Source organism: Flavobacterium piscis (genome assembly GCF_031457575.1).
In the GTDB taxonomy this organism is placed as follows: Bacteria; Bacteroidota; Bacteroidia; order Flavobacteriales; family Flavobacteriaceae; genus Flavobacterium; species Flavobacterium piscis_A.
In genome coordinates this window covers 1-23,097 of record NZ_JAVDWQ010000013.1, presented here as the reverse complement: position 1 = coordinate 23,097, position 23,097 = coordinate 1, and the positions used below count along the sequence as shown (strand labels likewise).

The 23,097-nt window shown below is 33.0% G+C and carries 22 protein-coding genes; 18 read left to right on the top strand and 4 right to left on the bottom strand.

What is annotated here, in order from left to right; all coding sequences use genetic code 11:
- The first annotated feature begins 25 nt into the window (after positions 1-25).
- The 7 genes from J2W48_RS16950 to J2W48_RS16920 all read left to right on the top strand — a co-directional run bounded on the left by J2W48_RS16950 (position 26) and on the right by J2W48_RS16920 (position 8,096).
- Positions 26-499, top strand: a complete 474-nt coding sequence (locus J2W48_RS16950; protein ID WP_310282869.1) for a DUF6428 family protein — start codon at positions 26-28, stop codon at positions 497-499.
- Positions 500-517: 18 nt separating this feature from the next.
- Entirely contained in the window at positions 518-1,147 is a 630-nt protein-coding gene (locus tag J2W48_RS16945) for an arsenate-mycothiol transferase ArsC (protein WP_310282868.1), read from the top strand.
- A gap of 1 nt (position 1,148) precedes the next feature.
- Entirely contained in the window at positions 1,149-2,210 is a 1,062-nt protein-coding gene (gene arsB / locus J2W48_RS16940) for an ACR3 family arsenite efflux transporter (protein ID WP_310282867.1), read from the top strand.
- 248 nt (positions 2,211-2,458) lie between these two features.
- On the top strand, positions 2,459-4,984 hold the full coding sequence (locus tag J2W48_RS16935; RefSeq protein WP_310282866.1) for a PIG-L family deacetylase: 2,526 nt from the start codon (positions 2,459-2,461) through the stop codon (positions 4,982-4,984).
- Positions 4,985-5,105: 121 nt separating this feature from the next.
- The gene (locus J2W48_RS16930) at positions 5,106-6,836 is read left to right on the top strand and encodes a sodium:solute symporter family protein (protein WP_310282865.1); all 1,731 of its coding nucleotides are present in this window, start codon (positions 5,106-5,108) and stop codon (positions 6,834-6,836) included.
- Between the two features lie 27 nt (positions 6,837-6,863).
- On the top strand, positions 6,864-7,430 hold the full coding sequence (locus tag J2W48_RS16925; protein ID WP_310282864.1) for a GNAT family N-acetyltransferase: 567 nt from the start codon (positions 6,864-6,866) through the stop codon (positions 7,428-7,430).
- 108 nt (positions 7,431-7,538) lie between these two features.
- Entirely contained in the window at positions 7,539-8,096 is a 558-nt protein-coding gene (locus tag J2W48_RS16920) for a DUF3575 domain-containing protein (protein ID WP_310282863.1), read from the top strand.
- On the opposite strand, the gene J2W48_RS16915 is transcribed toward J2W48_RS16920, so the two are convergent.
- A complete protein-coding gene (locus J2W48_RS16915; RefSeq protein WP_310282862.1) occupies positions 8,093-8,326 on the bottom strand; it encodes a VF530 family protein in 234 nt (77 codons plus the stop codon). The two genes, J2W48_RS16920 and J2W48_RS16915, sit on opposite strands and share 4 nt — an antisense overlap.
- Before the next feature lie 70 nt (positions 8,327-8,396).
- Between J2W48_RS16915 and smpB the strand changes: the two genes are divergently transcribed.
- Together smpB and J2W48_RS16905 are read left to right on the top strand one after the other, a co-directional pair.
- A complete protein-coding gene (smpB, locus tag J2W48_RS16910) occupies positions 8,397-8,852 on the top strand; it encodes an SsrA-binding protein SmpB (protein ID WP_310282861.1) in 456 nt (151 codons plus the stop codon).
- 311 nt (positions 8,853-9,163) lie between these two features.
- Positions 9,164-10,171 carry a helix-turn-helix domain-containing protein gene (locus J2W48_RS16905; RefSeq protein ID WP_310282859.1) on the top strand — a complete coding sequence of 336 codons (1,008 nt, stop codon included), beginning with the start codon at positions 9,164-9,166 and terminating at the stop codon, positions 10,169-10,171.
- Between the two features lie 156 nt (positions 10,172-10,327).
- Here the strand turns inward: J2W48_RS16905 and J2W48_RS16900 are convergent, their stop codons facing one another.
- Positions 10,328-10,969 (bottom strand): protein-L-isoaspartate(D-aspartate) O-methyltransferase, encoded by a 642-nt coding sequence (locus tag J2W48_RS16900; protein WP_310282858.1) that lies wholly within the window; start codon positions 10,967-10,969, stop codon positions 10,328-10,330.
- A gap of 143 nt (positions 10,970-11,112) precedes the next feature.
- Between J2W48_RS16900 and J2W48_RS16895 the strand changes: the two genes are divergently transcribed.
- The 9 genes from J2W48_RS16895 (at position 11,113) to J2W48_RS16855 (ending at position 19,290) form a co-directional block, all read left to right on the top strand.
- Positions 11,113-12,078: a Gfo/Idh/MocA family protein gene (locus tag J2W48_RS16895; protein ID WP_310282857.1), complete on the top strand. Its 966-nt coding sequence runs from the start codon at positions 11,113-11,115 to the stop codon at positions 12,076-12,078.
- 89 nt (positions 12,079-12,167) lie between these two features.
- Positions 12,168-13,061 (top strand): 3-hydroxyacyl-CoA dehydrogenase family protein, encoded by an 894-nt coding sequence (locus J2W48_RS16890; RefSeq protein WP_310282856.1) that lies wholly within the window; start codon positions 12,168-12,170, stop codon positions 13,059-13,061.
- 12 nt (positions 13,062-13,073) lie between these two features.
- Positions 13,074-13,733: a YggS family pyridoxal phosphate-dependent enzyme gene (locus tag J2W48_RS16885; RefSeq protein ID WP_310282855.1), complete on the top strand. Its 660-nt coding sequence runs from the start codon at positions 13,074-13,076 to the stop codon at positions 13,731-13,733.
- Positions 13,734-13,820: 87 nt separating this feature from the next.
- Positions 13,821-14,129 (top strand): four helix bundle protein, encoded by a 309-nt coding sequence (locus tag J2W48_RS16880; RefSeq protein WP_310282854.1) that lies wholly within the window; start codon positions 13,821-13,823, stop codon positions 14,127-14,129.
- Between the two features lie 101 nt (positions 14,130-14,230).
- Positions 14,231-15,592 (top strand): exonuclease domain-containing protein, encoded by a 1,362-nt coding sequence (locus J2W48_RS16875; RefSeq protein ID WP_310282853.1) that lies wholly within the window; start codon positions 14,231-14,233, stop codon positions 15,590-15,592.
- A 30-nt stretch (positions 15,593-15,622) separates the two neighbouring features.
- On the top strand, positions 15,623-16,459 hold the full coding sequence (locus tag J2W48_RS16870) for an ion transporter (protein ID WP_310282852.1): 837 nt from the start codon (positions 15,623-15,625) through the stop codon (positions 16,457-16,459).
- A gap of 152 nt (positions 16,460-16,611) precedes the next feature.
- Positions 16,612-17,532 carry a tRNA (adenosine(37)-N6)-dimethylallyltransferase MiaA gene (gene miaA, locus J2W48_RS16865; RefSeq protein ID WP_310282851.1) on the top strand — a complete coding sequence of 307 codons (921 nt, stop codon included), beginning with the start codon at positions 16,612-16,614 and terminating at the stop codon, positions 17,530-17,532.
- Positions 17,533-17,591: 59 nt separating this feature from the next.
- Positions 17,592-18,335 carry an acyl-[acyl-carrier-protein] thioesterase gene (locus J2W48_RS16860; protein ID WP_310282850.1) on the top strand — a complete coding sequence of 248 codons (744 nt, stop codon included), beginning with the start codon at positions 17,592-17,594 and terminating at the stop codon, positions 18,333-18,335.
- A gap of 430 nt (positions 18,336-18,765) precedes the next feature.
- Positions 18,766-19,290 carry an ExbD/TolR family protein gene (locus J2W48_RS16855; protein WP_310282849.1) on the top strand — a complete coding sequence of 175 codons (525 nt, stop codon included), beginning with the start codon at positions 18,766-18,768 and terminating at the stop codon, positions 19,288-19,290.
- Between the two features lie 232 nt (positions 19,291-19,522).
- Here J2W48_RS16855 and rpsA read toward each other — a convergent pair whose 3' ends face one another.
- Entirely contained in the window at positions 19,523-21,304 is a 1,782-nt protein-coding gene (rpsA, locus tag J2W48_RS16850) for a 30S ribosomal protein S1 (RefSeq protein WP_310282848.1), read from the bottom strand.
- Positions 21,305-21,666: 362 nt separating this feature from the next.
- Positions 21,667-22,917, bottom strand: a complete 1,251-nt coding sequence (locus tag J2W48_RS16845) for a TPR end-of-group domain-containing protein (protein WP_310282847.1) — start codon at positions 22,915-22,917, stop codon at positions 21,667-21,669.
- Between the last annotated feature and the right edge of the window lie 180 nt (positions 22,918-23,097).

The window sequence follows — 23,097 nt, the reverse complement described above, 5'->3', positions numbered from 1 at the left end:
GCAATAAATAACTAAATAAATTATTATGAAACTTTCAGAAATTAAACAAATACTAGAAACAGTAGAAACTGTAAATTTTCAACTGCCAAACGGGAACTTTGTTCCGGAACATTTTCATGTGACTGAAGTAGGTTTAATAACAAAAAACTTCATTGATTGTGGCGGAACTGTTCGTAAAGAAACAGTTGTCAACTTCCAACTTTGGGATGCCAATGATTTTGAACATCGTTTAAAACCAAATAAATTAGTTCATATTATAGAACTTTCCGAAAAAGTTTTAGGGATTGAAGATTTTGAAATTGAAGTTGAATATCAGGATACTACAATTGGAAAATATGATTTAGGCTTTAATGGTAAAGATTTTCAATTATTGAATAAAAAAACAGCATGTTTGGCACAGGACCAATGCGGAATCCCGTCTGAAAAACCAAAATTGAAACTTACTCAATTAAATACCGATAGTACTAACTCTTGCACACCTGGCGGAGGTTGTTGTTAAACTTTAATTTAAATAAAAATGTCAAACCAAAACAATTTATTCCCGGAAATTCAAACTTTAGTTCAAACTTTTTCTTTTGAAGAAATTACCCAAGAACGTAAAAACTCATTACAACAACTTGTCGATTTTATTCAGCTAAAAGTCAATAATCAAGAAGATATCCGACTGAATCTAATTTGTACACATAATTCCAGAAGAAGTCATTTGTCGCAGATTTGGGCGCAAACAGCGGCGTATTATTACGGAATAAAAAATGTTTTTTGCTATTCCGGCGGAACAGAAGCTACAGCCATGTTTCCGAAAGTTGCCGAAACTTTAAAAAATACAGGTTTTAAAATTCAAAAACTTTCAGAAGAGAATAATCCGGTTTACGCCATAAAGTTCACTGAAAATCAATCACCAATTATAGGTTTTTCTAAAGCGTATGATGATGAATTTAATCCTGAAAGTGGTTTTGCAGCCATTATGACCTGTTCGCAAGCTGATGGCGGTTGTCCTTTTATTGCAGGAGCTGAAAAACGAATCCCGATTACGTTTGAAGACCCAAAAGCTTTTGATAATACACCACAGCAAGCTGAGAAATATCAGGAACGCAGTCTTCAAATTGCAACTGAAATGTTTTATGTTTTCTCTCAAATAAAAAAATAATATGGCTATAAATCATTGTGCTCCCGTAGTAGAAAGAAAAAAACTTGGTTTTCTTGACCGTTTTCTAACCCTTTGGATTTTCCTTGCCATGATAATTGGTGTCTCTATTGGCTATTTTATCCCGTCGAGCGGAAATTTCATTAACTCTTTTTCCAGCGGAACTACCAATATTCCGCTGGCAATTGGACTCATTCTGATGATGTATCCCCCCTTGGCAAAAGTAAAATATGAAAAAATGGGAGCTGTTTTTAAGAATACAAAAGTTTTAGGCGCTTCTTTATTTCTAAATTGGATTGTCGGGCCAATTTTAATGTTTACACTGGCACTTTTGTTTTTAAAAGGGTATCCGGAATACATGATTGGTTTAATACTAATTGGTTTGGCACGTTGCATTGCAATGGTCGTTGTCTGGAATGACCTGGCTGATGGAAACCGTGAATATGCTGCAGGATTAATCGCTTTAAACAGTGTTTTTCAGGTTTTGCTTTATAGCGTTTATGCTTATATTTTTATCACTATTCTGCCTCCCTATTTTGGCTATACTGGTTTTAATGTAGATATAAGCATTGCCCAAATTGCAGAAAGCGTGGGTATTTATTTAGGAATCCCGTTTGCGCTTGGTATCATAAGCCGTTATAGTCTGATAAAACTTAAAGGAGAAGAATGGTTTCAGAATAAATATATTCCGTTTATTTCTCCAATTACCCTGATTGCTTTGTTGTTTACGATTGTAATTATGTTTAGCCTGAAAGGCGAATTAATTGTTCAGATTCCGATGGATGTTATTCGGATTGCGATTCCTTTGGTGATTTATTTTGTTGTCATGTTTGTAATCAGTTTTTTTGCCGGAAAGTATTTTGGTGCTGATTATTCGAAAAGTACAGCGATTGCTTTTACAGCCACAGGTAATAATTTTGAATTAGCAATTGCGGTTGCCATTGGTGTTTTCGGAATTAATAGCGGGCAGGCTTTTGCAGGTGTTATTGGCCCTTTGGTAGAAGTTCCGGCTTTGATTGCACTTGTGAATGTGGCTTTTTGGTTTAGGAAAAAGTATTTTTATTAGAGGTACTGAGATTCTAAGTTGCTAAGGTTCTGAGTGATTTTTTAAATATTTCTAATGAAACCTAAAGCCCCAGCCCAGATGGTCGAATTGCTCTCGCAATTACCTTTTGTGCCGGGGTTTGGCACAAAAGATATAGCAGGCAGCTGGAAATAGCTCCAGATAAAAATTGAACATTAACATTTCATTTAAATACTGTTCAAGGATATAATTAGTATTTTTGGAGCTCTTTCAAAAATACGAATCACGCTATGCGAAAAATACAGTCATTTTTAATATTCTTTATCAGTATTCAAATTTCTTTTGCACAACAGCCACAAAAACCTAATTCGGTTGAAATTTACAATCAAATTCAGAAATTAAACTTTTTAGGTTCTGTTTTATACATTGCAGCACATCCTGATGATGAAAACACACGTTTGATATCCTATTTATCGAATGAAGTAAATGCCAGAACCGGTTATTTATCGCTTACCCGTGGCGATGGCGGGCAAAATTTAATTGGCTCACAACTACGTGAATTATTAGGCGTTATCAGAACCCAGGAATTAATTGAAGCCCGAAAAATTGATGGTGGAGAACAGTTTTTTTCACGTGCCAATGATTTTGGTTTTTCTAAAAATCCTGATGAAACCCTGCAAATCTGGGATAAAGACAAAGTACTTGCTGATGTAGTCTGGACAATCAGAAAATTCCAGCCTGATGTCATTATCAACCGTTTTGACCATCGTTCGCCGGGAACTACCCACGGTCACCACACTTCATCAGCCATGTTGAGTATAGAAAGTTTTAATTTAACAAATAATCCAAAAATATTTCCGGAACAACTAAAATACGTAAGTCCATGGCAGGTAAAACGTCAGTTTTTTAATCCATCATGGTGGTTTTACGGAAGTCAGGAAAAATTTGAAAGAGCTGACAAGTCTAAATTCACCACATTAGAAACGGGTGTTTATTATGCTGGAATTGGGAAATCTAATCAGGAAATTGCAGCTTTAAGCCGCAGCCGTCACCAGTCGCAAGGTTTTGGAAGTACAGGAGCACGTGGTGATGAAACTGAATATCTGGAACTTATAAATGGTGAAAAGCCAAAAGAACGTAATGATTTGTTTGATGGCATTGATACTTCGTGGAATCGTGTAAAAAACGGGAAACCAATTGGCGAACTAATTTCAAAAATTATTTCGAATTACAACTTCAGTAATCCATCAGCCAGTATTCCTGATTTGCTAAAAGCTTATTCGATGATTCAGTCTCTGGAAGATACGCATTGGAAAACTTTAAAATCTGCTGCGATAAAAAGTATTATTGCATCCAGTTCCGGATTATATCTGGAAGCCGTTGCCGAAGAACAGGAAGCCACACCCGGAAGCACTATCCAATTAAATCTTGAAGCCATCAACAGAAGTGCTGTTGACATGCAGTTGGTTAGTGTAACTTCATCACCTGATAATAAAACTACGGTTCAAAATAGTGTTTTAAAAAATAATAATGATCAGAAATTAAAGCTTGAAATTCAGCTTCCAAATACATTAGAATATACACAACCCTATTGGTTAAAGGAAAATGCAACTGTTGGTATGTACACCGTTTCCAATCAGGAAAACATTGGAGTTCCGGATATTATCAGACAAATAAAAGTTATTTTTAATGTTAGAATCAACAATATTGGAATTCCGTTTGAGCGAACTGTTGTTTATAAATATAATGACGGAGTAAAAGGGGAAATGTATAATTTTCCGGACATTATACCAGAAGTAACGAGTTCAATCCTTGAAAAAGTTTTAATTTTCAAGGATGAAAAAAGCAAAATGATTCCGGTAAAAGTCCGTGCCGGTAAAGATGATATAAAAGGAAAATTACAATTAGAATTGCCTAAAAACTGGATAGTTTCTCCAAAGCAGATTCCGTTTACCCTGAGTAAAAAGGGAATGGAGCAAACTTTTTATTTTGAAGTTACCCCTCCGGCAAATTTTGAAGAAGCTGTAGCAAAAAGCATTGTTATTGTTGACAATCAACGATTTGATAAAGATGAAATTATAATTGATTTTGAACATATTACCAAACAAATGGTTTTAAAACCTGCTGAATCAAAATTCTTAAAAATCGATTTAAAAACTACCGGAGATGCTATTGGTTATATTATGGGGGCAGGCGATGAAGTCCCGGAAAGTCTTACCCAGATGGGCTACAAAGTCACTATTTTGAAACCCGAAGAAATTACACCTGAAAAACTGGATTCTTTTAATGTAGTGATTACCGGAGTTCGTACTTACAACACTATAAATGCTTTGGCTAACAAACAATCCATTCTTTTTGATTTTGTGAAAAAGGGAAAAACCATGATTGTCCAATACAATACTAATGGTCGATTAATAACCGATAAGATTGCTCCTTATCCACTTAAAATTTCAAACGACCGTGTTACGGAAGAAAATGCCAAGATCACTTTTTTAGCACCAAATCATCCCGTTTTAAACATGCCAAACAAAATCACTACAAAAGATTTTGAAGGCTGGACACAGGAACAGGGATTATATTATCCAAATCAATTTGACGCTGCCTTTACTCCTATCCTATCCTCGCATGATAAAGGTGAATCAGCTAAAAATGGCGCTTTGTTAGTAGCACCATACGGAAAAGGATATTACATTTACACTGGTTTAAGCTTTTTCAGGGAATTACCGGAAGGTGTTTCCGGGGCTTACCGATTACTTTCAAATATTATTTCTCTGAAACAGCCTATAGAAGCTCCAAAACAAGAATTAAAGAACTAAAAAGTCAAAGATGCAAGCTAAAAAACAAAAAAAATGGAAAAAAAGCTATACTTACGTATTAGTAGCTAATGCAGTTTACATCGTTATTTTTTTCTTAATCATGCAATTATACTCATAAATTATGCAACTATTTGATTGGATTGTACTGATTGTTACGCTTCTGTTTATTGTAGGATATGGTTCCTGGAAAACAAAGGGAAGTAAAAATGTAGAGGATTTTATTTTAGGAAACAACGAAACACCCTGGTATACCGTAGGTCTTTCGGTAATGGCCACCCAGGCCAGTGCTATTACTTTTTTATCTACTCCGGGACAGGCTTATCATGACGGAATGGGTTTTGTACAATTCTATTTTGGATTGCCCATTGCCATGGTTGTGATTTGTGTCACTTTCATTCCGTTATATCATAAAAATAAAGTATTTACGGCTTATGAATTTCTGGAAAAACGATTTGATGTAAAAACACGTTCGTTAGCCGCTATTTTATTTTTAGTCCAAAGAGGATTAGGCACAGGTTTGACTATTTATGCTCCGGCAATTATCTTATCAGCGCTTTTAGGATGGAATTTAACTTTTATGAACATTATTATTGGTGTGTTGGTTATCATTTATACTTTTTCAGGAGGAACAAAAGCCGTAAATGTGACTCAAAAGCAACAGATGTTTGTAATCATGTCCGGAATGTTTATCACTTTTTTTCTGATTTTGCATTATTTGCCGCAGGATATGACTTTTTCAAGTGCCATGCATATTGCTGGTGCCAATGACAAAATGAATATTGTGGATTTTTCTTTTGATCCTGAAGAAAAATATACTTTTTGGAGCGGAATCACAGGTGGTTTTTTTCTGATGCTTGCCTATTTTGGAACTGATCAATCGCAAGTTGGTCGTTATTTATCAGGAAAATCAGTTAAGGAAAGTCAAATGGGATTAATCATGAACGGACTTTTAAAAGTTCCGATGCAGTTTTTTATACTGTTAACAGGAGTGATGGTTTTTGTCTTTTTTCAATTCAATCCTGTTCCTTTAAATTTCAATCCGAATAATAAAATTGTCATTGAAAAATCTGCTTTTAAAGAAGAATATCATGTTTTGGAAACTAAATTGGAAAAACTCTCCGAAGATAAAAAAGTAATCAATCTTTTATATATCGAACAATTGAATCAGGATTATGACAATCCAATTCTCCGAAAGGAATTGGTTACTTTATCCAACAAGGAAAAAGATTTACGGGACCGGGCAAAAGAAATTATTTATAAAGCCGATAGCAACAGCGAAACCAACGATAAGGATTATGTCTTTTTCCATTTTATTTTACATTATTTACCTAAAGGGCTGATCGGTTTATTGTTAGCTGTAATTATTTCTGCTGCGATGTCTTCAACAGCTTCGGGTTTAAATGCCTTAGCATCAACCACAGCAATAGATATCTACAAACGAAACCTGAAAACCGAAAAATCTGAAAAGCATTATCTCAATGCGACCAAATTCTTCACGCTTTTCTGGGGAATAGTTGCCATCCTTTTTGCCTGTGTCGGAACTTTGTTTGAAAATTTAATTCAGTTGGTCAATATTATTGGGTCTATTTTTTACGGAACAGTTTTGGGTATCTTTTTAGTTGGATTTTATCTGCGACGTGTTCAGGCTAAACCTATGTTTTACAGCGCCATAATTAGTCAGATAACAATTTTTATCATCTATTACTTTATGATATATATTTATCCGAGCGGACAGGAAAAATTAGGATATTTATGGCTGAATTTTATTGGTGCAATACTAACTATCCTATTATCTCTATTTATGCAAATTGCTTTTTTCAGAAGAAATAATAATGAGCTAAATGAAGTATAATATCAATTTAAATAATCATTCATAACTATGTTGAATTTCAATTTTACCCCATTTCCGGTTATAGAATCAGAACGCTTGATTTTAAGACAAATTACAAACGATGATATAAATGAAATTTTTGAATTACGTTCCAATCCGGAAACAATGAAATACATTCCGAGACCTTTGGTAAAAACTCCTGAAGATGCGCTCGAACATATTGCCCTTATTGAAGAAAAAATTGTTCTGAATGAAGGTATTAATTGGGGAATAACTTTGAAAGATAATTCTAAACTATTAGGCATTATTGGCTTTTACAGAATACAGCCTGAAAATTATCGTGCTGAAATTGGTTATATATTATTGCCTGAATTTCATGGAAAAGGAGTTATTCCAGAAGCAGTATGCCGATTAATCAGATATGGTTTTGATGATTTAAAACTTCACTCAATTGAAGCTATAATTGATCCGGGAAACTTAGCCTCTGAAAAGGTTTTGCAAAAATGCGGTTTTATCAAAGAAGCACATTTAAAAGAATGTCAGTATTATGACGGCAAATTTCTGGATAAGGTAATTTATTCATTATTAAGCAATAAGGAAATTCCAAACAATTAACTTAAAATAAAATACAAAAAAGTAATCAGGCTCCATAATAGTAATTGAGCTATTGTGTTATATTTGCACGCAAAACAAGAAAATAAGTCTTGTTTTAAAACCTTACGCATGAAAAAAATACTTATTACAATTGTTCTTCTTTTTTCAATTTCCACACAAAGTCAAACTTATATAAAAATAAATGGTTTTACTGCATTAGCAGCAATACCTAATGTTGGTATAGAAACCAGTATTGGAGAAAAAACTACTTTTAGTTTTGATGTAATGGCTTCTTTCTGGAATTCATTTGACGGAAAAAAGCCTATGAAATTTTATACTTTTACCCCTGAAGTCCGGTATCACTTTAAAGAAAAATATAATGGTCTTTATGTAGGTGCTCATGCAGGCCCGGACATTTATGAATTACAAAAATGGAATTACTGGGAGTCTAATAAATACGAAAAAGGTTTTGGGTATAGATTAGGTGCTACTGTAGGTTATAATTTAAAAATAAACGACAAATTACTTTTGGATGTATTTATTGGAGGTGGCTGGCACCAAGGATTTTATCACGGTCATTACAATGACGGAACTTCAGGAAGATATGAAACAGCAAAAAACTGGAATAAAAGTGGTGAATGGTTAATTTATCGCGGCGGAGTTATGATATCCTATAAATTAAATTAATCCTTAGGGAATTTGGAAAGCGATTTCAAAAATAAATCTTCAACTTTTTTTCGGGCCCAGTCTGTTTTTCTTAAAAATGTTAAACTGGATTTTATACTGGGATTTTCATTAAAACATTTGACTGGAATTAATTCACCTAATGTATCAAATCCATAGTAATCCACAAGTTTTTCCAAAATGCTTTGAAGTGTAATACCGTGCAACGGGTCTTTTGATTTTTGATTTTCCATAATGCAAATTTATATCATTTATATAAAAACAATTGCACTTTCGTTTATTTGTTCCTAAATTTGTCAACCTATGTTAAAAACTGTCAATATACTTAATAAAAGAGCTCGGTTTGATTATGAAATAATCGACACTTATACTGCTGGAATCGTTTTATCAGGAACTGAAATCAAATCTATTCGTTTAGGAAAAGCAAATATTACCGAAAGCTTTTGTGAATTTAGTAATAATGAACTTTTTGCTATCAACACCTATATTGAAGAGTACACTTTTGGAAACCAATTTAATCATAAATCAAGAAGTGAAAGAAAGTTACTTCTGAACAGAAAAGAATTAAAAAATCTTCAAAAGAGTGTTCAGGCTAAAGGTTTAACTATTGTTCCCCTTAAATTATTTACCAACGAGAAAGGTTTGGCAAAACTACAAATTGGTTTATGCAAAGGAAAGAAAAACTACGATAAACGTGAATCGCTTAAAGAACAGGATACTAAACGCGATCTGGACAGAATAAAAAAAGCTTTTAATTAATAATAATTTTAACAAACTATATCTTTTTTATAATTTTACACTTAATTTTACTACATTAAATTACAAAAAAGCATATTATTCTTCTGCTAACAGTTTTTCACTTTTTAAGTTACAGCAGCAAATACATCAGCAGCAAATACATCAATTGTTAGTAGTTGGAGTGATCCAGAAATCACGGTTGCTCAGGAAAACTCCAAAAAAAGTTTTGATTGTGGAACTGTTTATAGGTAAAAAAGCAATATTTAGTTATATTGCTTTTTTTATTTTATATTTAATGACTAATTGTGTCAAGACAATTTAAAGAAAGTCAAATGAAGTCACTATTAAAAAATGCAAGAGAGAAAAAAGGATTAAAAACCCGGGAAGTGGCTCAAATCCTTAGTATTGATCAGGCGTTGATCAGCAAATTTGAATCAGGATCCAGAAAGCCCACAAAAGATCAAATTTCAAAACTTTCTCAATTATTGGAGATTGATTATGAAACCTTAATGATTGCCTGGCTGAAAGAAAAAATCTTATATGAAATAGGCGATGAAGAATTTGCTCTCAAAGCATTATTACTTGTTGAGCAGGAAATTCAAAATAATAAAAAAATAATTAATTCTGCTGTTTTACATTCTATACAAAATATTTTAGAAGAAATAGAAACTCTAAAAAACCAAATAAAATCTTTACAGCATTTTGATTTGCATCGAATTTCTAAAATACTGGAATTAGAATTTATTTCTGAAAGTAATCGTTTAAATGGAAACTCATTAACTATTGAAGAAACAAAATCTGTAATTAACGAAGGACTGACTATTGCTGGAAAAAATATGCACGAACATCTGGAAGCTGTTAATTTTCAGGAAGCTATAGTAACTATTAAAGATTTGAATCAGAAAAAAGTAACTGTAAACGAAAAAGATTTTCTTTCTCTTCATAACTTAATCCTGCGTGGTATCAAACCTGAAAACTCCGGAAAATATAAAAGTGACACCTTAATTATTCGTGAAATGAAATTGTTTTTTAGTTGGTACGAATCAAATAAAAACAATTTGCACCCTATACTTTTAGCAGCTGAAGCACATCTGAAAATTATGACTATTTGCCCTTTTGAGAATGGAAATGTGCAAATTGCCAGTTTATTAATGAATTGGATTTTATTGCAGAATGGGTATGTTTTCGCAACAATACTTGGAGATGAAGAACATATAAATGAATATTTATCTGTTTTGGAAGAATGTCAGAATAAAAATGATAAATCGTTTTTCATTAATTATATTCTTCGCATTGAAAAAGAAAATTTACTTCGTGCTATCGAATTAGTCTCAAACTAAACCTATGGACTGAAAGCCTATAGATTTGGTTGACAGACTGGAAGCCTGCAAGATTCTGGCACTATTTATTAGAAGCTAAAGCAAAATGCACTTAAACACATAGTATTAAACTATACCTGTGACCAATAAAAAAGCCCAACTTAATGGACTTTTACTTTAATTTTTATCTTCTAATAAAGGAACAAATCGAAATTCACCAAACTCATGTTTTTCAAATTGTGTTTCGTTTTTACGAATCAATAAAGTCATAATCTGAACATCTTCTCCTAACGGAATAACAAGCCTTCCTCCTATTTTTAGCTGTGCCATCAAAGGCTTAGGGATGATTGGAGCACCAGCAGTGACTATAATACTGTCAAACGGAGCGTGATTTGGCAAACCTTTATATCCATCTCCAAAAGAAAGGTGTTTTGGTCTTATATTCAATTTTGGAAATAAAATTGAAGTCTGTTTAAATAACTCATTTTGTCTTTCAATACTATACACTTTAGCGCCCAACATGAATAAAACAGCAGTTTGATAGCCTGATCCTGTACCAATTTCCAGAATTTTATGATCCTTTTTTACTTCTAACAATTGTGATTGAAAAGCTACTGTGTATGGCTGCGAGATAGTTTGCCCTGCTCCTATCGGAAAAGCTTTGTCCTGATAAGCATAATCTTCAAAACTTGAATTCAGAAAAAGGTGTCTTGGAATTTTTTTTATCGCATCCAGCACAGCTCTGTCAGTAATCCCTTTTTGCTCTAAAGTGCTTACTAATTGATTGCGAAGTCCTTGATGTTTGGCAGTATCTTTCAAAATGGATTTATTTTATTTTGGTAAAATTAGTAAACTAAACAGTAAATCAAATATTGATTTTTAATTATTAAATCACTAAATCTTTATTGCATTCACTTTTACATTCAACAAATTAATTATATTTTTGTTTAAAATACATTCTCATGTTAAAAGTAGGAGTTTTAGGTGCTGGTCATCTGGGTAAAATACATTTACGCTTGTTACAACAATCTGACAAATACGAATTAGTTGGATTTTACGACGAAAATCAAGAAAATGCCGAAAGAATTTCAAAAGAATTTGGATATAAAAACTTCAATACTATTGCAAAATTAATCCACGCTGTTGATGTCATCGATATTGTAACGCCAACACTTTCACACTATAAATGTGCTAAAGTGGCAATTAAATCCGGGAAACATATTTTTATAGAAAAACCAATTGCCAATACCGTTGAAGAAGCCGAAGAAATTATTGCTTTAACGAAAGAATACAACGTAAAAGGTCAGGTAGGTCATGTGGAACGTTTTAACCCGGCGTTTATTGCGACCAAAAACATGATCGAAAATCCAATGTTTATAGAAACACATCGTTTAGCAGAATTTAATCCACGCGGAACAGATGTCCCTGTGGTTCTGGACTTGATGATTCATGATATTGATGCTATTTTAAGTGTTGTGAATTCAAAAGTTAAAAACATCAATGCGAGTGGCGTTTCTGTTATAAGTGACACGCCCGATATTGCGAATGCCCGAATTGAATTCGAAAATGGCTGTGTTGCGAATTTAACTGCAAGCAGAATTTCGATGAAAAACATGCGTAAAACACGTTTTTTTCAAAAAGACGCTTATATTTCTGTTGACTTTTTAGAGAAAAAATGTGAAGTAGTTCGTATGAAAGATGCTCCGGAAGTACCGGGAGATTTTGATATGATCCTTCAAAATGCCGAAGGTGTAAAAAAACAAATCTATTTTACCAATCCTGATGTAGAGCAAAACAATGCAATTCTTGATGAATTAGAGTCATTTGCAAATGCAATAAGCACAGATACAACTCCTGTTGTTACACTTGAACAGGCAACTGATGCTTTGAGAGTGGCATATCAAATTATAAATTGTTTCGAAAAATAATTGAAAGATTTTAAAAATAAAATTAGCCACGAATTCACCAATTGATTAGTGAATTCGTGGCTAAATTATAAATATAATACCAGATAAAAATGAAAACTATAGCTGTAATTGGTGCAGGAACAATGGGGAACGGAATTGCCCATACATTTGCTCAAAGTGGTTTTGTTGTAAAACTAATTGATGTTTCTGAAAAATCATTAGATAAAGGAATGGCAACTATTGCTGCTAATCTTGACAGAATGCTTTCAAAAGGGACTATCACTCAAGAAGATGTTGCCAAAACTATTACCAATATTATTACCTATACGGATATTAAAGATGGTGTCGTGGGAGTTGATTTAGTAGTTGAAGCTGCGACTGAAAATGTTGAATTAAAATTGAATATCTTCAAACAATTAAACGAAGCCTGTTCTCATAATACAATTTTAGCCACCAATACATCTTCAATCTCCATTACGCAAATCGGAGCTGTTGTTGTCCATCCGGAGCGAGTTATCGGAATGCATTTTATGAATCCGGTGCCAATTATGAAACTGGTCGAAATCATCCGCGGATATAATACCAGCGATGAAGTGACCAAAATCATCATGGATTTATCTGTAAAATTAGGTAAAACCCCTGTTGAAGTAAACGATTATCCTGGATTTGTAGCCAACAGAATTTTGATGCCTATGCTAAATGAGGCAATTGAAACGTTATATAACAAAGTAGCTGGAGTTTACGAAATTGATACGGTCATGAAATTAGGAATGGGACACCCGATGGGGCCGCTTCAATTAGCTGATTTTATTGGTCTTGATGTTTGTTTGGCTATTTTAAATGTGATGTATGAAGGCTTTAAAAATCCAAAATACGCTCCTTGTCCATTATTAGTGAATATGGTAAGAGCAGGAAAACTGGGTGTAAAATCCGGTGAAGGGTTTTATGATTATAGTGAAAGTAAAAAAGCAGAGAAAATTTCGAAGCAATTTATTCTTTCATAAAAAAGAAATATCATGTCAATACAATCGAATTTAAATACAATTAAATCTGGCTTACCTGAAGATGTAACTCTCGTTGCCGTTTCTAAAACCAAACCTGTTTCGGATTTAATGCAAGCCTACGAAGCAGGTCAGCGTATTTTTGGAGAAAACAAAATCCAGGAAATGGCTGACAAATATGAACAAATGCCAAAAGACATTCAATGGCATATGATTGGTCACGTTCAAACGAACAAAGTCAAATTTATGGCCCCTTTTGTGAGTTTAATTCATGGGGTTGACAGTTTAAAATTATTGCAGGAAATTAATAAACAGGCGTTAAAGAACAATAGAATTATAGAGTGTCTGCTTCAAATATATATTGCCGAAGAAGAAAGTAAATTCGGGCTGGACGAAAACGAATTAAAAGAATTATTATCTTCTCCGGAATTCAAAGACATGAAAAACATTCGTATCTTAGGGTTAATGGGAATGGCAACTTTTACTGATGCCCAAAACCAAATTAAAAAAGAATTTACACATTTAAAATTTGTATTTGATTCAATTAAAAAGCTGAAAACTGAAAACTGCGAATTTAATACTATTTCAATGGGAATGTCCGGCGATTATCAACTTGCTATTGAATGCGGAAGCACAATGGTAAGAATTGGAAGCAGCATTTTTGGAGGACGATAGAATGCAATGGCAATATCAATTTAAAATAAAAAAAATTAAACTATTAAATGGGAAAAATATTCAATTTTGAAGATAGACTAGTTCGCTTTGCAGGAGAATGTATTTTCTTTACAAGACAATTTAGACAGATTATTTGAAAATGAATATTATAAAAATCAATTAATTAGATCCTCTGGAAGTGCTTCATTAAATTTTGAAGAAGCACAAGGTACTATAACTGATAAAGAATTTATTTTTAAAGTTTCATTAGTTGTGAAAGAGTTAAAAGAATCAAGAAACTCGTTAAAAATTTTAGATTACATAAAAGAAGGAGATAGCGGAAAAAGAAATTTGCTTTTGATTGAAGTTGAGCAACTAGGTGCAATTTCTTCAAAAATGATAATAAATAAAAAGTAATTCAATTACAATGACAATAGCAATTACAATAATAATTTTTAAAATTGATATTGATTTTTGAAATTGTCATTGATTCTTGAAATTTGAAATTGACATTGAAAATGTACGCAATACTAGACATAGAAACAACTGGAGGCCAGTTTAATGAAGAAGGAATAACCGAAATTGCTATCTATAAATTTGATGGGCATGAAGTAGTCGACCAATTCATTAGTCTCGTTAATCCTGAAATTCCGATTCAGCCTTTTGTGGTGAAATTAACAGGAATAAATAACGCCATGCTACGTTCAGCTCCAAAGTTTTTTGAAGTGGCCAAACGCATTATTGAAATTACCTCTGATTGTATAATTGTAGCCCATAATGCTTCGTTTGATTATAGAATCCTGCGTACAGAATTCAGACGTTTAGGGTATGATTTTGAAGCCAGAACACTTTGTACCGTTGAGCTTGCCAAAAAACTAATTCCTGAACAGCCTTCCTATAGTTTAGGAAAATTGGTTCGTGCACTTGGAATCCCGATGGCAGACAGGCATCGTGCAAATGGAGATGCTATGGCAACAACAAAGTTGTTTAAAATGCTTCTCGAAAAAGACTTAGAAAAAACAATCGTAAAAGATTTTATAAAGCTAGAAGTAGAAAAAGGTATTGCTCCAAAATTATTAGATCTTGTAGGTCAAATGCCTTCTAAAACAGGAGTTTATTACATCCACAACGAAAATGGAACCCTAATTTACATTGGCAAAAGCCAAAATATTCGAAAAAGGGTCAATCAGCATTTTACGGGAATCACAACAAAAAGCAAAAAAATTCAAACAGAAGTTTTTACCATTACTTATGATGAAACCGGAAGCGAGCTAATTGCCCTTTTGAAAGAAAGCGAAGAAGTAAAAATAAATCGTCCTAAATACAATCGATCCCAGAAAAAAACGATTTTTCCGTTAGCAGTTTATGCCGAAAAAGATTCCAACGGTTATTTGAATTTAAAGCTCGAAAAAGCGGACGGGCGTAAAAAAGAAGTTACATCATTCGCATCTTTACAGGAAGCAAAAAATGCCCTCTTTAAATTTACTTCCAACTATCATTTGTGCCAAAAACTAACCGGCTTGTATCAAACCAAAAAAGAATGTTTTCAATATAAAATTAAAGAATGTGACGGGGCTTGTATTAACGAAGTTACACCTGATATTTATAATCTGAGGGTACAGCAATTTATTTCTGAAAACAGTTTTGAAAACAAAAGTATGATTTTGTTAGACAGAGGCCGAAATGTAAATGAAAGAAGTGCCATACTAATTGAAAACGGGATTTATAAAGGATATGCCTATTATGATTTGAATTATCAAATTACCAATATTGGCATTCTGAAAAATATCCTAATACCGATGCAAAACAATCGTGATGTAAAAAATATTATTCAGAATTACATCCGAAAAAGCAAATCGCTGAAAATACTTCACTTTTAACATAACCAAACTTTCATTATCTTCGTATACATGAGAAAAGCCAAATCGAAATACGAAATCTTCAGAGATAAAATCAAAATAATGATTTATGGTACCAATACCATTTTAGGACGAATGTTCGATTTGATTTTACTGGGATTAATATTGCTGAGTGTTCTTTTAGTCATGATGGAAACCGTTCAGGATATCAACCAAAAATACCATTCACAACTGCTTATCTGCGAGTGGGTAATTACTATTTTTTTTACTATAGAATATATTTTAAGAATCATTTCTATTCAAAAACCCGTTAAATATATTTTTAGTTTTTATGGTATCATCGATTTGCTTGCAATAACACCTATGTATTTTTCAATCTTTTTTCCGGGAGCCAGTATCTTATCCATTGTAAGGGCGTTACGTTTCTTTAGATTATTCAAAATATTGCGTGTTCCGCAAATCTCGCATCAATCCTTACAACTACGGGATGCCATTCAAGCCAGCAAAGAAAAAATTCTGGTTTTTATCTATTTCGTACTCATCAGTACGGTAATAATTGGTTCCGTAATGTATGTAATCGAAGGCAAAGAATCAGGTTTCACAAGTATCCCCATAAGTATATACTGGACGATCGTCACTTTGACAACAGTTGGTTATGGTGACATATCACCCGGAACACCCCTGGGTCAACTTGTTGCTTCTTTAGTTATGATTTTAGGATACGGAATTATAGCCGTTCCAACCGGAATCGTAACAGCTGAATTTGCTAAAAAAAATCTCCGAAACAATACAGTCAGTACAAAAAACACATGTAAAATATGTGGTTCACAACTTCATTTTGATAATGCAAAATATTGTCATGAATGCGGAAGTGAATTACATACTTAATTTATGAAGCTAATCCGGCTGTACATTGCAACTCCTCCTTATCTTTGTTGTTTTTTTAAGTCATAAAACGGGCTTCTAAAGTCGCTCTTTTTATTCCAAAAAAACTAACAAATATAAGTCCGGGGTTTCCATTTCCATCCGGGCTAAAAAATATGAAATACTTAATTACCATTGTCGGACCAACAGCCATAGGCAAAACAGCCCTGAGTATTGCTTTGGCACAACATTTCAAATGCGAAATAGTATCTTGTGACAGTCGTCAGTTTTTTAAAGAAATGACTATTGGTACAGCAGTTCCTAATCAGGAAGAATTGCAAGCTGCAAAACATCATTTCATCCAAAACAAATCAATTTTCGAGAATTATACCGTTGGTGATTACGAAAAAGAAGCATTACATAAAATTGAAGAACTTTTTCAAACAAATGATTTTGTAATTTTAATTGGAGGTTCAGGTTTATATGTGGATGCCGTTTTAAAAGGTTTCGATGAATTTCCTGAAATCAATCCTGCAATACGTTCTGAAGTTAATTCGAATTACGAAAAACTCGGAATTAATTATTTGCAGGAACAATTAAAAAACTTAGATCCTGATTATTATCAAAAGATAACAATAGAAAACCCGCAGACATTACAAAACCCACAGCGAATGATGCGTTTTACAGAAGTTTGTATCGGAACTCAAAAACCGTATTCTTCTTTCTTAAATCAAAAGAAAAACAATAGGAACTTCACCCCTGTTTTAATTGGTTTAGAGGCTGACAGGCAAGTTATTTACGATAGAATCAATCAACGCGTTGAGATTATGATAAACGAAGGTTTATTGGATGAAGCAAAAGCGTTATATCCAAACAAAGAATTGAACGCACTTCAAACGGTGGGCTACAGAGAATTATTCAGTTATTTTGATGGAGAATTTTCGTTGCCTTTTACCATCGAAGAAATTAAAAAAAATACCAGACGTTTTTCTAAACGCCAGTTAACCTGGTTCAAACGAAATGAAACTACAAAATGGTTTGATTATTCAGTAGACCGAAAAGAAATTACAAATTATATTGAAAATCTTTTAAAGTAAATTCAGTAAATCTATTTTCTTTACTCTTTTTTCTATATTCTAAAATAAAAAATATAAAAATGCCTGTATCGCCAAATTTCACATCAGTTCTAACCAAAGACTGGGAAATCAATTTCACACAATGTACTCCCGGAGGTTACTTAAAATATACGGATTTATGTAATATTTTACAACTTACTGCTGCAGTACATTCTGAAATTGGCGGGATCAGTTTCTATGATATGCAGGAATTTCACCAGGCCTGGGTTTTAAGCCGAATGCGGGTAGAAATCAGTAATTTACCAAAATCAGGAGACATCGTAACTGTAAAGACCTGGATCAACAGTTTAGAGAACTCACGTTCCGTACGTGCTTTGGAAATGCATGTCAACGGGAAAAAAATAGTCGGCTGCGAAACCTATTGGGCTGTTTTTAATACAAAAGCACGCCGACCGGAAGGATTGGCTTTGCCCTATGACCATTTTGAACTGTTTCCCGAAAAAAGAGCCACCAAAGAAGGTTTTTCTAAAATTACTATCAATCCTGAAAAAGAATCTGTTTTTGAAAAAACCGTTTATGTATCTGATCTGGATATTGTGAATCACGTCAATAATGTAAAATATCTGGAATGGTCTCTGGATCATGTTGATCCAAAACGTATTTTAAATCAGGAAATTGAAAGTTTCGAAATGAATTTCATGAAAGAATTATCTTTAAGAGATATGGTAATAATCCACGAAAGTGAAACAGAAACTGACACCACTTTCAGTATTACAAAAGAAGATAGATCCTGTTTTGCCTTACAGATTAACTGGAAAAAATAAAAGAGCTTCGATTTCCCGAAGCTTTTTATTATATCAATTCCATTTTTTGGTAATAATACAGTCTCTACAACATGAATCACACCATTCGATTGGTTCACATCTGCGATTCACTTTGGATTTTATTTCCGCTTTCATCAGAAATATATAAATCCTTTTTTCCATCCATCCATCCAGTTAAAGTTCCGTCGCTAACAGTTTTAAGAGCTGCTTTTCCATTGCTGCTTTTATAGCTTTTGCAATATCAGAAGCATTCATTTTTCCTGTTACAACATAGTTTTAAGAAAATCAAGAAAGATAAAGAACAATAAAATATCATTAAAAAAGTGTGCAAAACAAGGATATCGCAATTCCATTTATTTTTAAATATTTTTAAAACAATAATCATTTTCGTAACTATTTTATCATTACTTTAGTAACAAATTCATTTATTATGCAAAACTTGCCAAAAAAAGTTAGAAGCAAAAAGCTACAAACAAAAGTTGATTTGACTGCAATGGTTAGCGTTTCATTTTTGTTGATTATATTTTTTATGGTGGCGGCAGAATTGAGAAAACCAAAAATTATGGATTTAGGAGTTCCTAGTTGTAATGAATGGGTTGGAGGTTGCTATAGGCCAGATGAAAATCGTATTTTAAGTGTCTTACTTGATGATAATGATAAAATGATTACTTACATGGGATTATTATACTCTCCTATCCAAAATCCTAAGGACGTTCAATATGGTAAAAACGGAATAAGAAAAGAACTGATATCTATAAATAAAAAGGTGCGTGAATATTCTGCAGGCATGGGTAGACCTGAAATAGGAGTTACGATAATTATTAAACCAAGCAAGAAATCCAATTATGGTAATTTGGTTAATATTCTTGATGAGATGAAAATAACAGGTATTAATTCTTATTCAATTGTAGATTATTACACACCCGAAGAAACTAAATTACTGGCTCTAAAATAAATTTCTCCTGAAAAAGAATGCCCTAGCCCAGATAGAAGGGAAAATCCTTTTGTGGCGGGGTTTGCCATAAAAGATTTGGAATGATAGCCGGAAATAGCTTCTTAAAAAGAACTCTCAAATTATCTATTGCATTCTTAAGCTGTCCCGAATTGACAAACGTGAGAAACTAAAAAATAAGCACAAAAAAAGTCCCACATCACTGTGGGACTTTCTATTTATAAAAACTTAAGAATTATTTTTTCTCAGTTTTTTCCATTTTAGCTTTCAATGCAGCTAATACATCATTGTTATCTCCTAAAGTTGCAGCTGGTGCATTTGTGTTAGAAGAGTTAGATGAAGTATTTTCAGTTGCAGCTTTCACGTTTTTCTCTTCTTCTTCACGGAAGATAGCAGTGTGAGAAGCAACTACTCTTTTGAATTCTTTGTTAAATTCGATTACTTTGAAATCAGCAGTATCACCTTTTTTCAATTTCTTTCCGTCTTCTTTTTCAAGGTGACGAGTAGGAATGAAAGCAACGATATCATCTCCGAATTCTACAGTAGCTCCTTTGTCAACGATTTCAGAAATTTCACCATTGTGAACAGTTCCTACAGCGAAAGAATCTTCGTATTGATCCCAAGGATTAGCAGTAGTTTGTTTGTGACCTAAAGATAATTTACGTCCGTCAACATCTAATTCTAATACAACTACATCCAATTTCTCACCAACATTTACAAATTCAGATGGGTGTTTGATTTTCTTAGTCCAGGATAAGTCAGAGATGTAAATTAATCCATCAATTCCTTCTTCTAATTCTACGAAAATACCAAAGTTTGTAAAGTTTCTAACGATACCTGTATGTTTAGAACCTACCGGGTATTTAGAAGTAATATCAGTCCATGGATCCTGAGTCAGTTGTTTGATACCTAATGACATTTTACGGTCATCTCTGTCTAAAGTTAAGATAACAGCCTCAACAACATCTCCAACTTTTACGAAATCCTGAGCAGAACGTAAATGAGTTGACCATGACATTTCAGAAACGTGGATTAAACCTTCAACACCTTCAGCAACTTCGATAAATGCACCGTAATCAGCGATTACAACTACTTTACCTTTTACTTTATCACCAATAGTTAAATTAGCATCTAAAGCATCCCATGGGTGAGCGTTTAATTGTTTCAATCCTAATTGAATTCTTGTTTTCTCATCATCGAAATCAAGGATTACAACGTTTAATTTTTGGTCTAATTCAAGAACTTCACTTGGGTGGTTGATTCTGCTCCAAGAAAGGTCAGTAATGTGAATTAATCCGTCAACACCACCTAAGTCAATGAACACACCATAAGAAGTAATGTTTTTAACAACACCTTCTAATACTTGTCCTTTTTGTAATTGACCGATGATTTCTTTTTTCTGTACTTCGATATCCGCTTCGATAAGCGCTTTATGAGATACAACAACGTTTTTGAATTCGTGGTTAATTTTTACCACTTTGAATTCCATCATTTTGTTTACATATACATCGTAGTCTCTAATTGGCTTAACGTCAATTTGAGAACCAGGTAAGAAAGCTTCAATTCCGAAAACGTCAACGATCATACCACCTTTAGTTCTGCATTTTACAAAACCATTAACGATTTCTCCTGTTTCATTTGCAGAAATAACTCTATCCCATGATTTGATAGTACGTGCTTTTCTGTGAGATAATACTAATTGACCTGTTTTGTCCTCACGGATGTCGATTAATACTTCTACTTTGTCACCTACTTTTAAAGCTGGGTTGTAACGGAATTCGTTTAAAGAAATAACACCTTCAGATTTAGCATTGATATCAACGATAACGTCTCTATCTGTAATTCTAACAACAACACCTTCAACTACTTCTTCCTGATCTGTAGCGATGAAAGTTTTTGATACTAAGTCTTCAAACTCTTGTAAGTTTTTCTCATCTACTGCATCAATACCTTCTTCGAAATTGTGCCAGTTAAAATTTGCTAAAAACTCTTCTTGTGATTTAATTTGTTCAGACATGCTGATAAAAAATTTGTATTCTGTTTTCCTCGAGTTTCATAAAGCAGTAGAAAAAACAGAAGTTGTTTTACATAAATAGTTGATACCTAATGGAAACTCTTCTTTGCCAAAAGGTCTGCAAAATTAATACATTTATTTGTAATAGCAAACTAAAATCAGCATGATTATCAGTCAATTGCCCAGAAGCAGAAGATTTAAGGCATTTCAAGACCAAAAGTCCCGCTTTCGCTCTTATCTTTTATGGCAAACCCCGCCATAAAAGGATAACCGCTCAATCGGGGCTAGGTTAGAAGGTTTGTAGTTTTTAAGAATTCTAAACTCCTCTAAAAACCTGTCGGGTTACTGTGCGTAAAACTTAAACCTTATAAGGATTTCTCCAAATCAAGTTCGAACAGCATCGGATTCTCAATTTTACTTTCATCCAATTGAAAATTTTTATCATAAAACTTCCAAGGTGAGTTAGCAAAAAAATACAGTTTATTTTTAACCAAAGTTCCCAATGCAGGTTCATTAAATTCCTCCCGATTGTTATCCAAAAGCTTAAAATCAATTATTCTTGTTTCGGTTTTATTCAGTTTGTAACTTACAATTCTGATTGGTACTACTCCATTCTGAATTGCAATTAGAGTATTTTTGTAAAAAAACAATCCGTCAATTCCTTTTTTAGAAACTTCTTTCGAAAAATCTAACCATGATTCTTTTTTAGTTTTTAAATCAATTGTTAAAATTCCTTTCAAATAATCAGCAACAAACAATTTTGATTCATTTTTATTAAATGTGATTCCCTGCAGATTAAAAGCCTGATTTCTCAAGTCTTTCCACAGAACCAGATTATCCTTTTCAATTTTATAAATAATCGGTTCAGCACTATCCGAAATAAAAACATCATTATTTTTAGCAACCACAAGATCTCCAAATACGTGAGTTCCTTCAACAGTATATCGTTTGACCATTTTTTTAGTGGCAATATCAATTTTCAAAATTTCACTTTTTCCTTCCAGTTCTTTCGTAAAATCTTTCATTTCCGGAATTGCCGAACAGGCAACCCAAAGAAATTTCTGGTTCTCATCTGCTTTCAAAACAAAAACTGAATACAAACAATCTGTAAACCAATCTGAGCATTTCCCGGACGTGTCAAAAGAAACTATCTTTTTATTGCGAATACTTGATGACAGCCATACTTTTTCTTTTTCCAAATAAAGTAATCCTTCCGGATGCAGATCCTTCTCAGAAAGTCGAAGTTTTTCAACCGAATTTTTAATGGTTTTAGATTGTGAAACTTTCAATTCCAGCAAATCTTTAAAACCTTTATCAGTTTTAATCAATTCAAAATCAGCATCATCTTCAAAAACAATCGTATTATTGGCTAAAACCATATTTTTTAAAACCGATAAAGCGTCTTCTTTTTTGCCATTTAAAGCATAGGCTGAAGCCAAATTATAAGTATATGCAGGATGCATTGGTCTTATACTATCTAATTGTTTGGCTAATTTTAAAAACAAAACATAATTTTTGCTTTTGTAAGCTTCAACACTTTGATTATACAAAACTTTCGTTTGTCCAAACCCTAAAGTTCCAATCAAAAGCAAAACAACTAATTTAAATTTCAGCATCATTAAAATCTTAAAATAAGTACTAAGTTATTATTTTTTATTTCAAATCAATATCATTAAAAACAGCAAACCCGACAGGTTTTTAAAAACATAGGTGTTCGGAAGACATAAGTTCATTGAAATATTTTCATATTTTAGTTTTACAAAACTAAATCTTATGCAAAAAGGAGTTACGGTAAA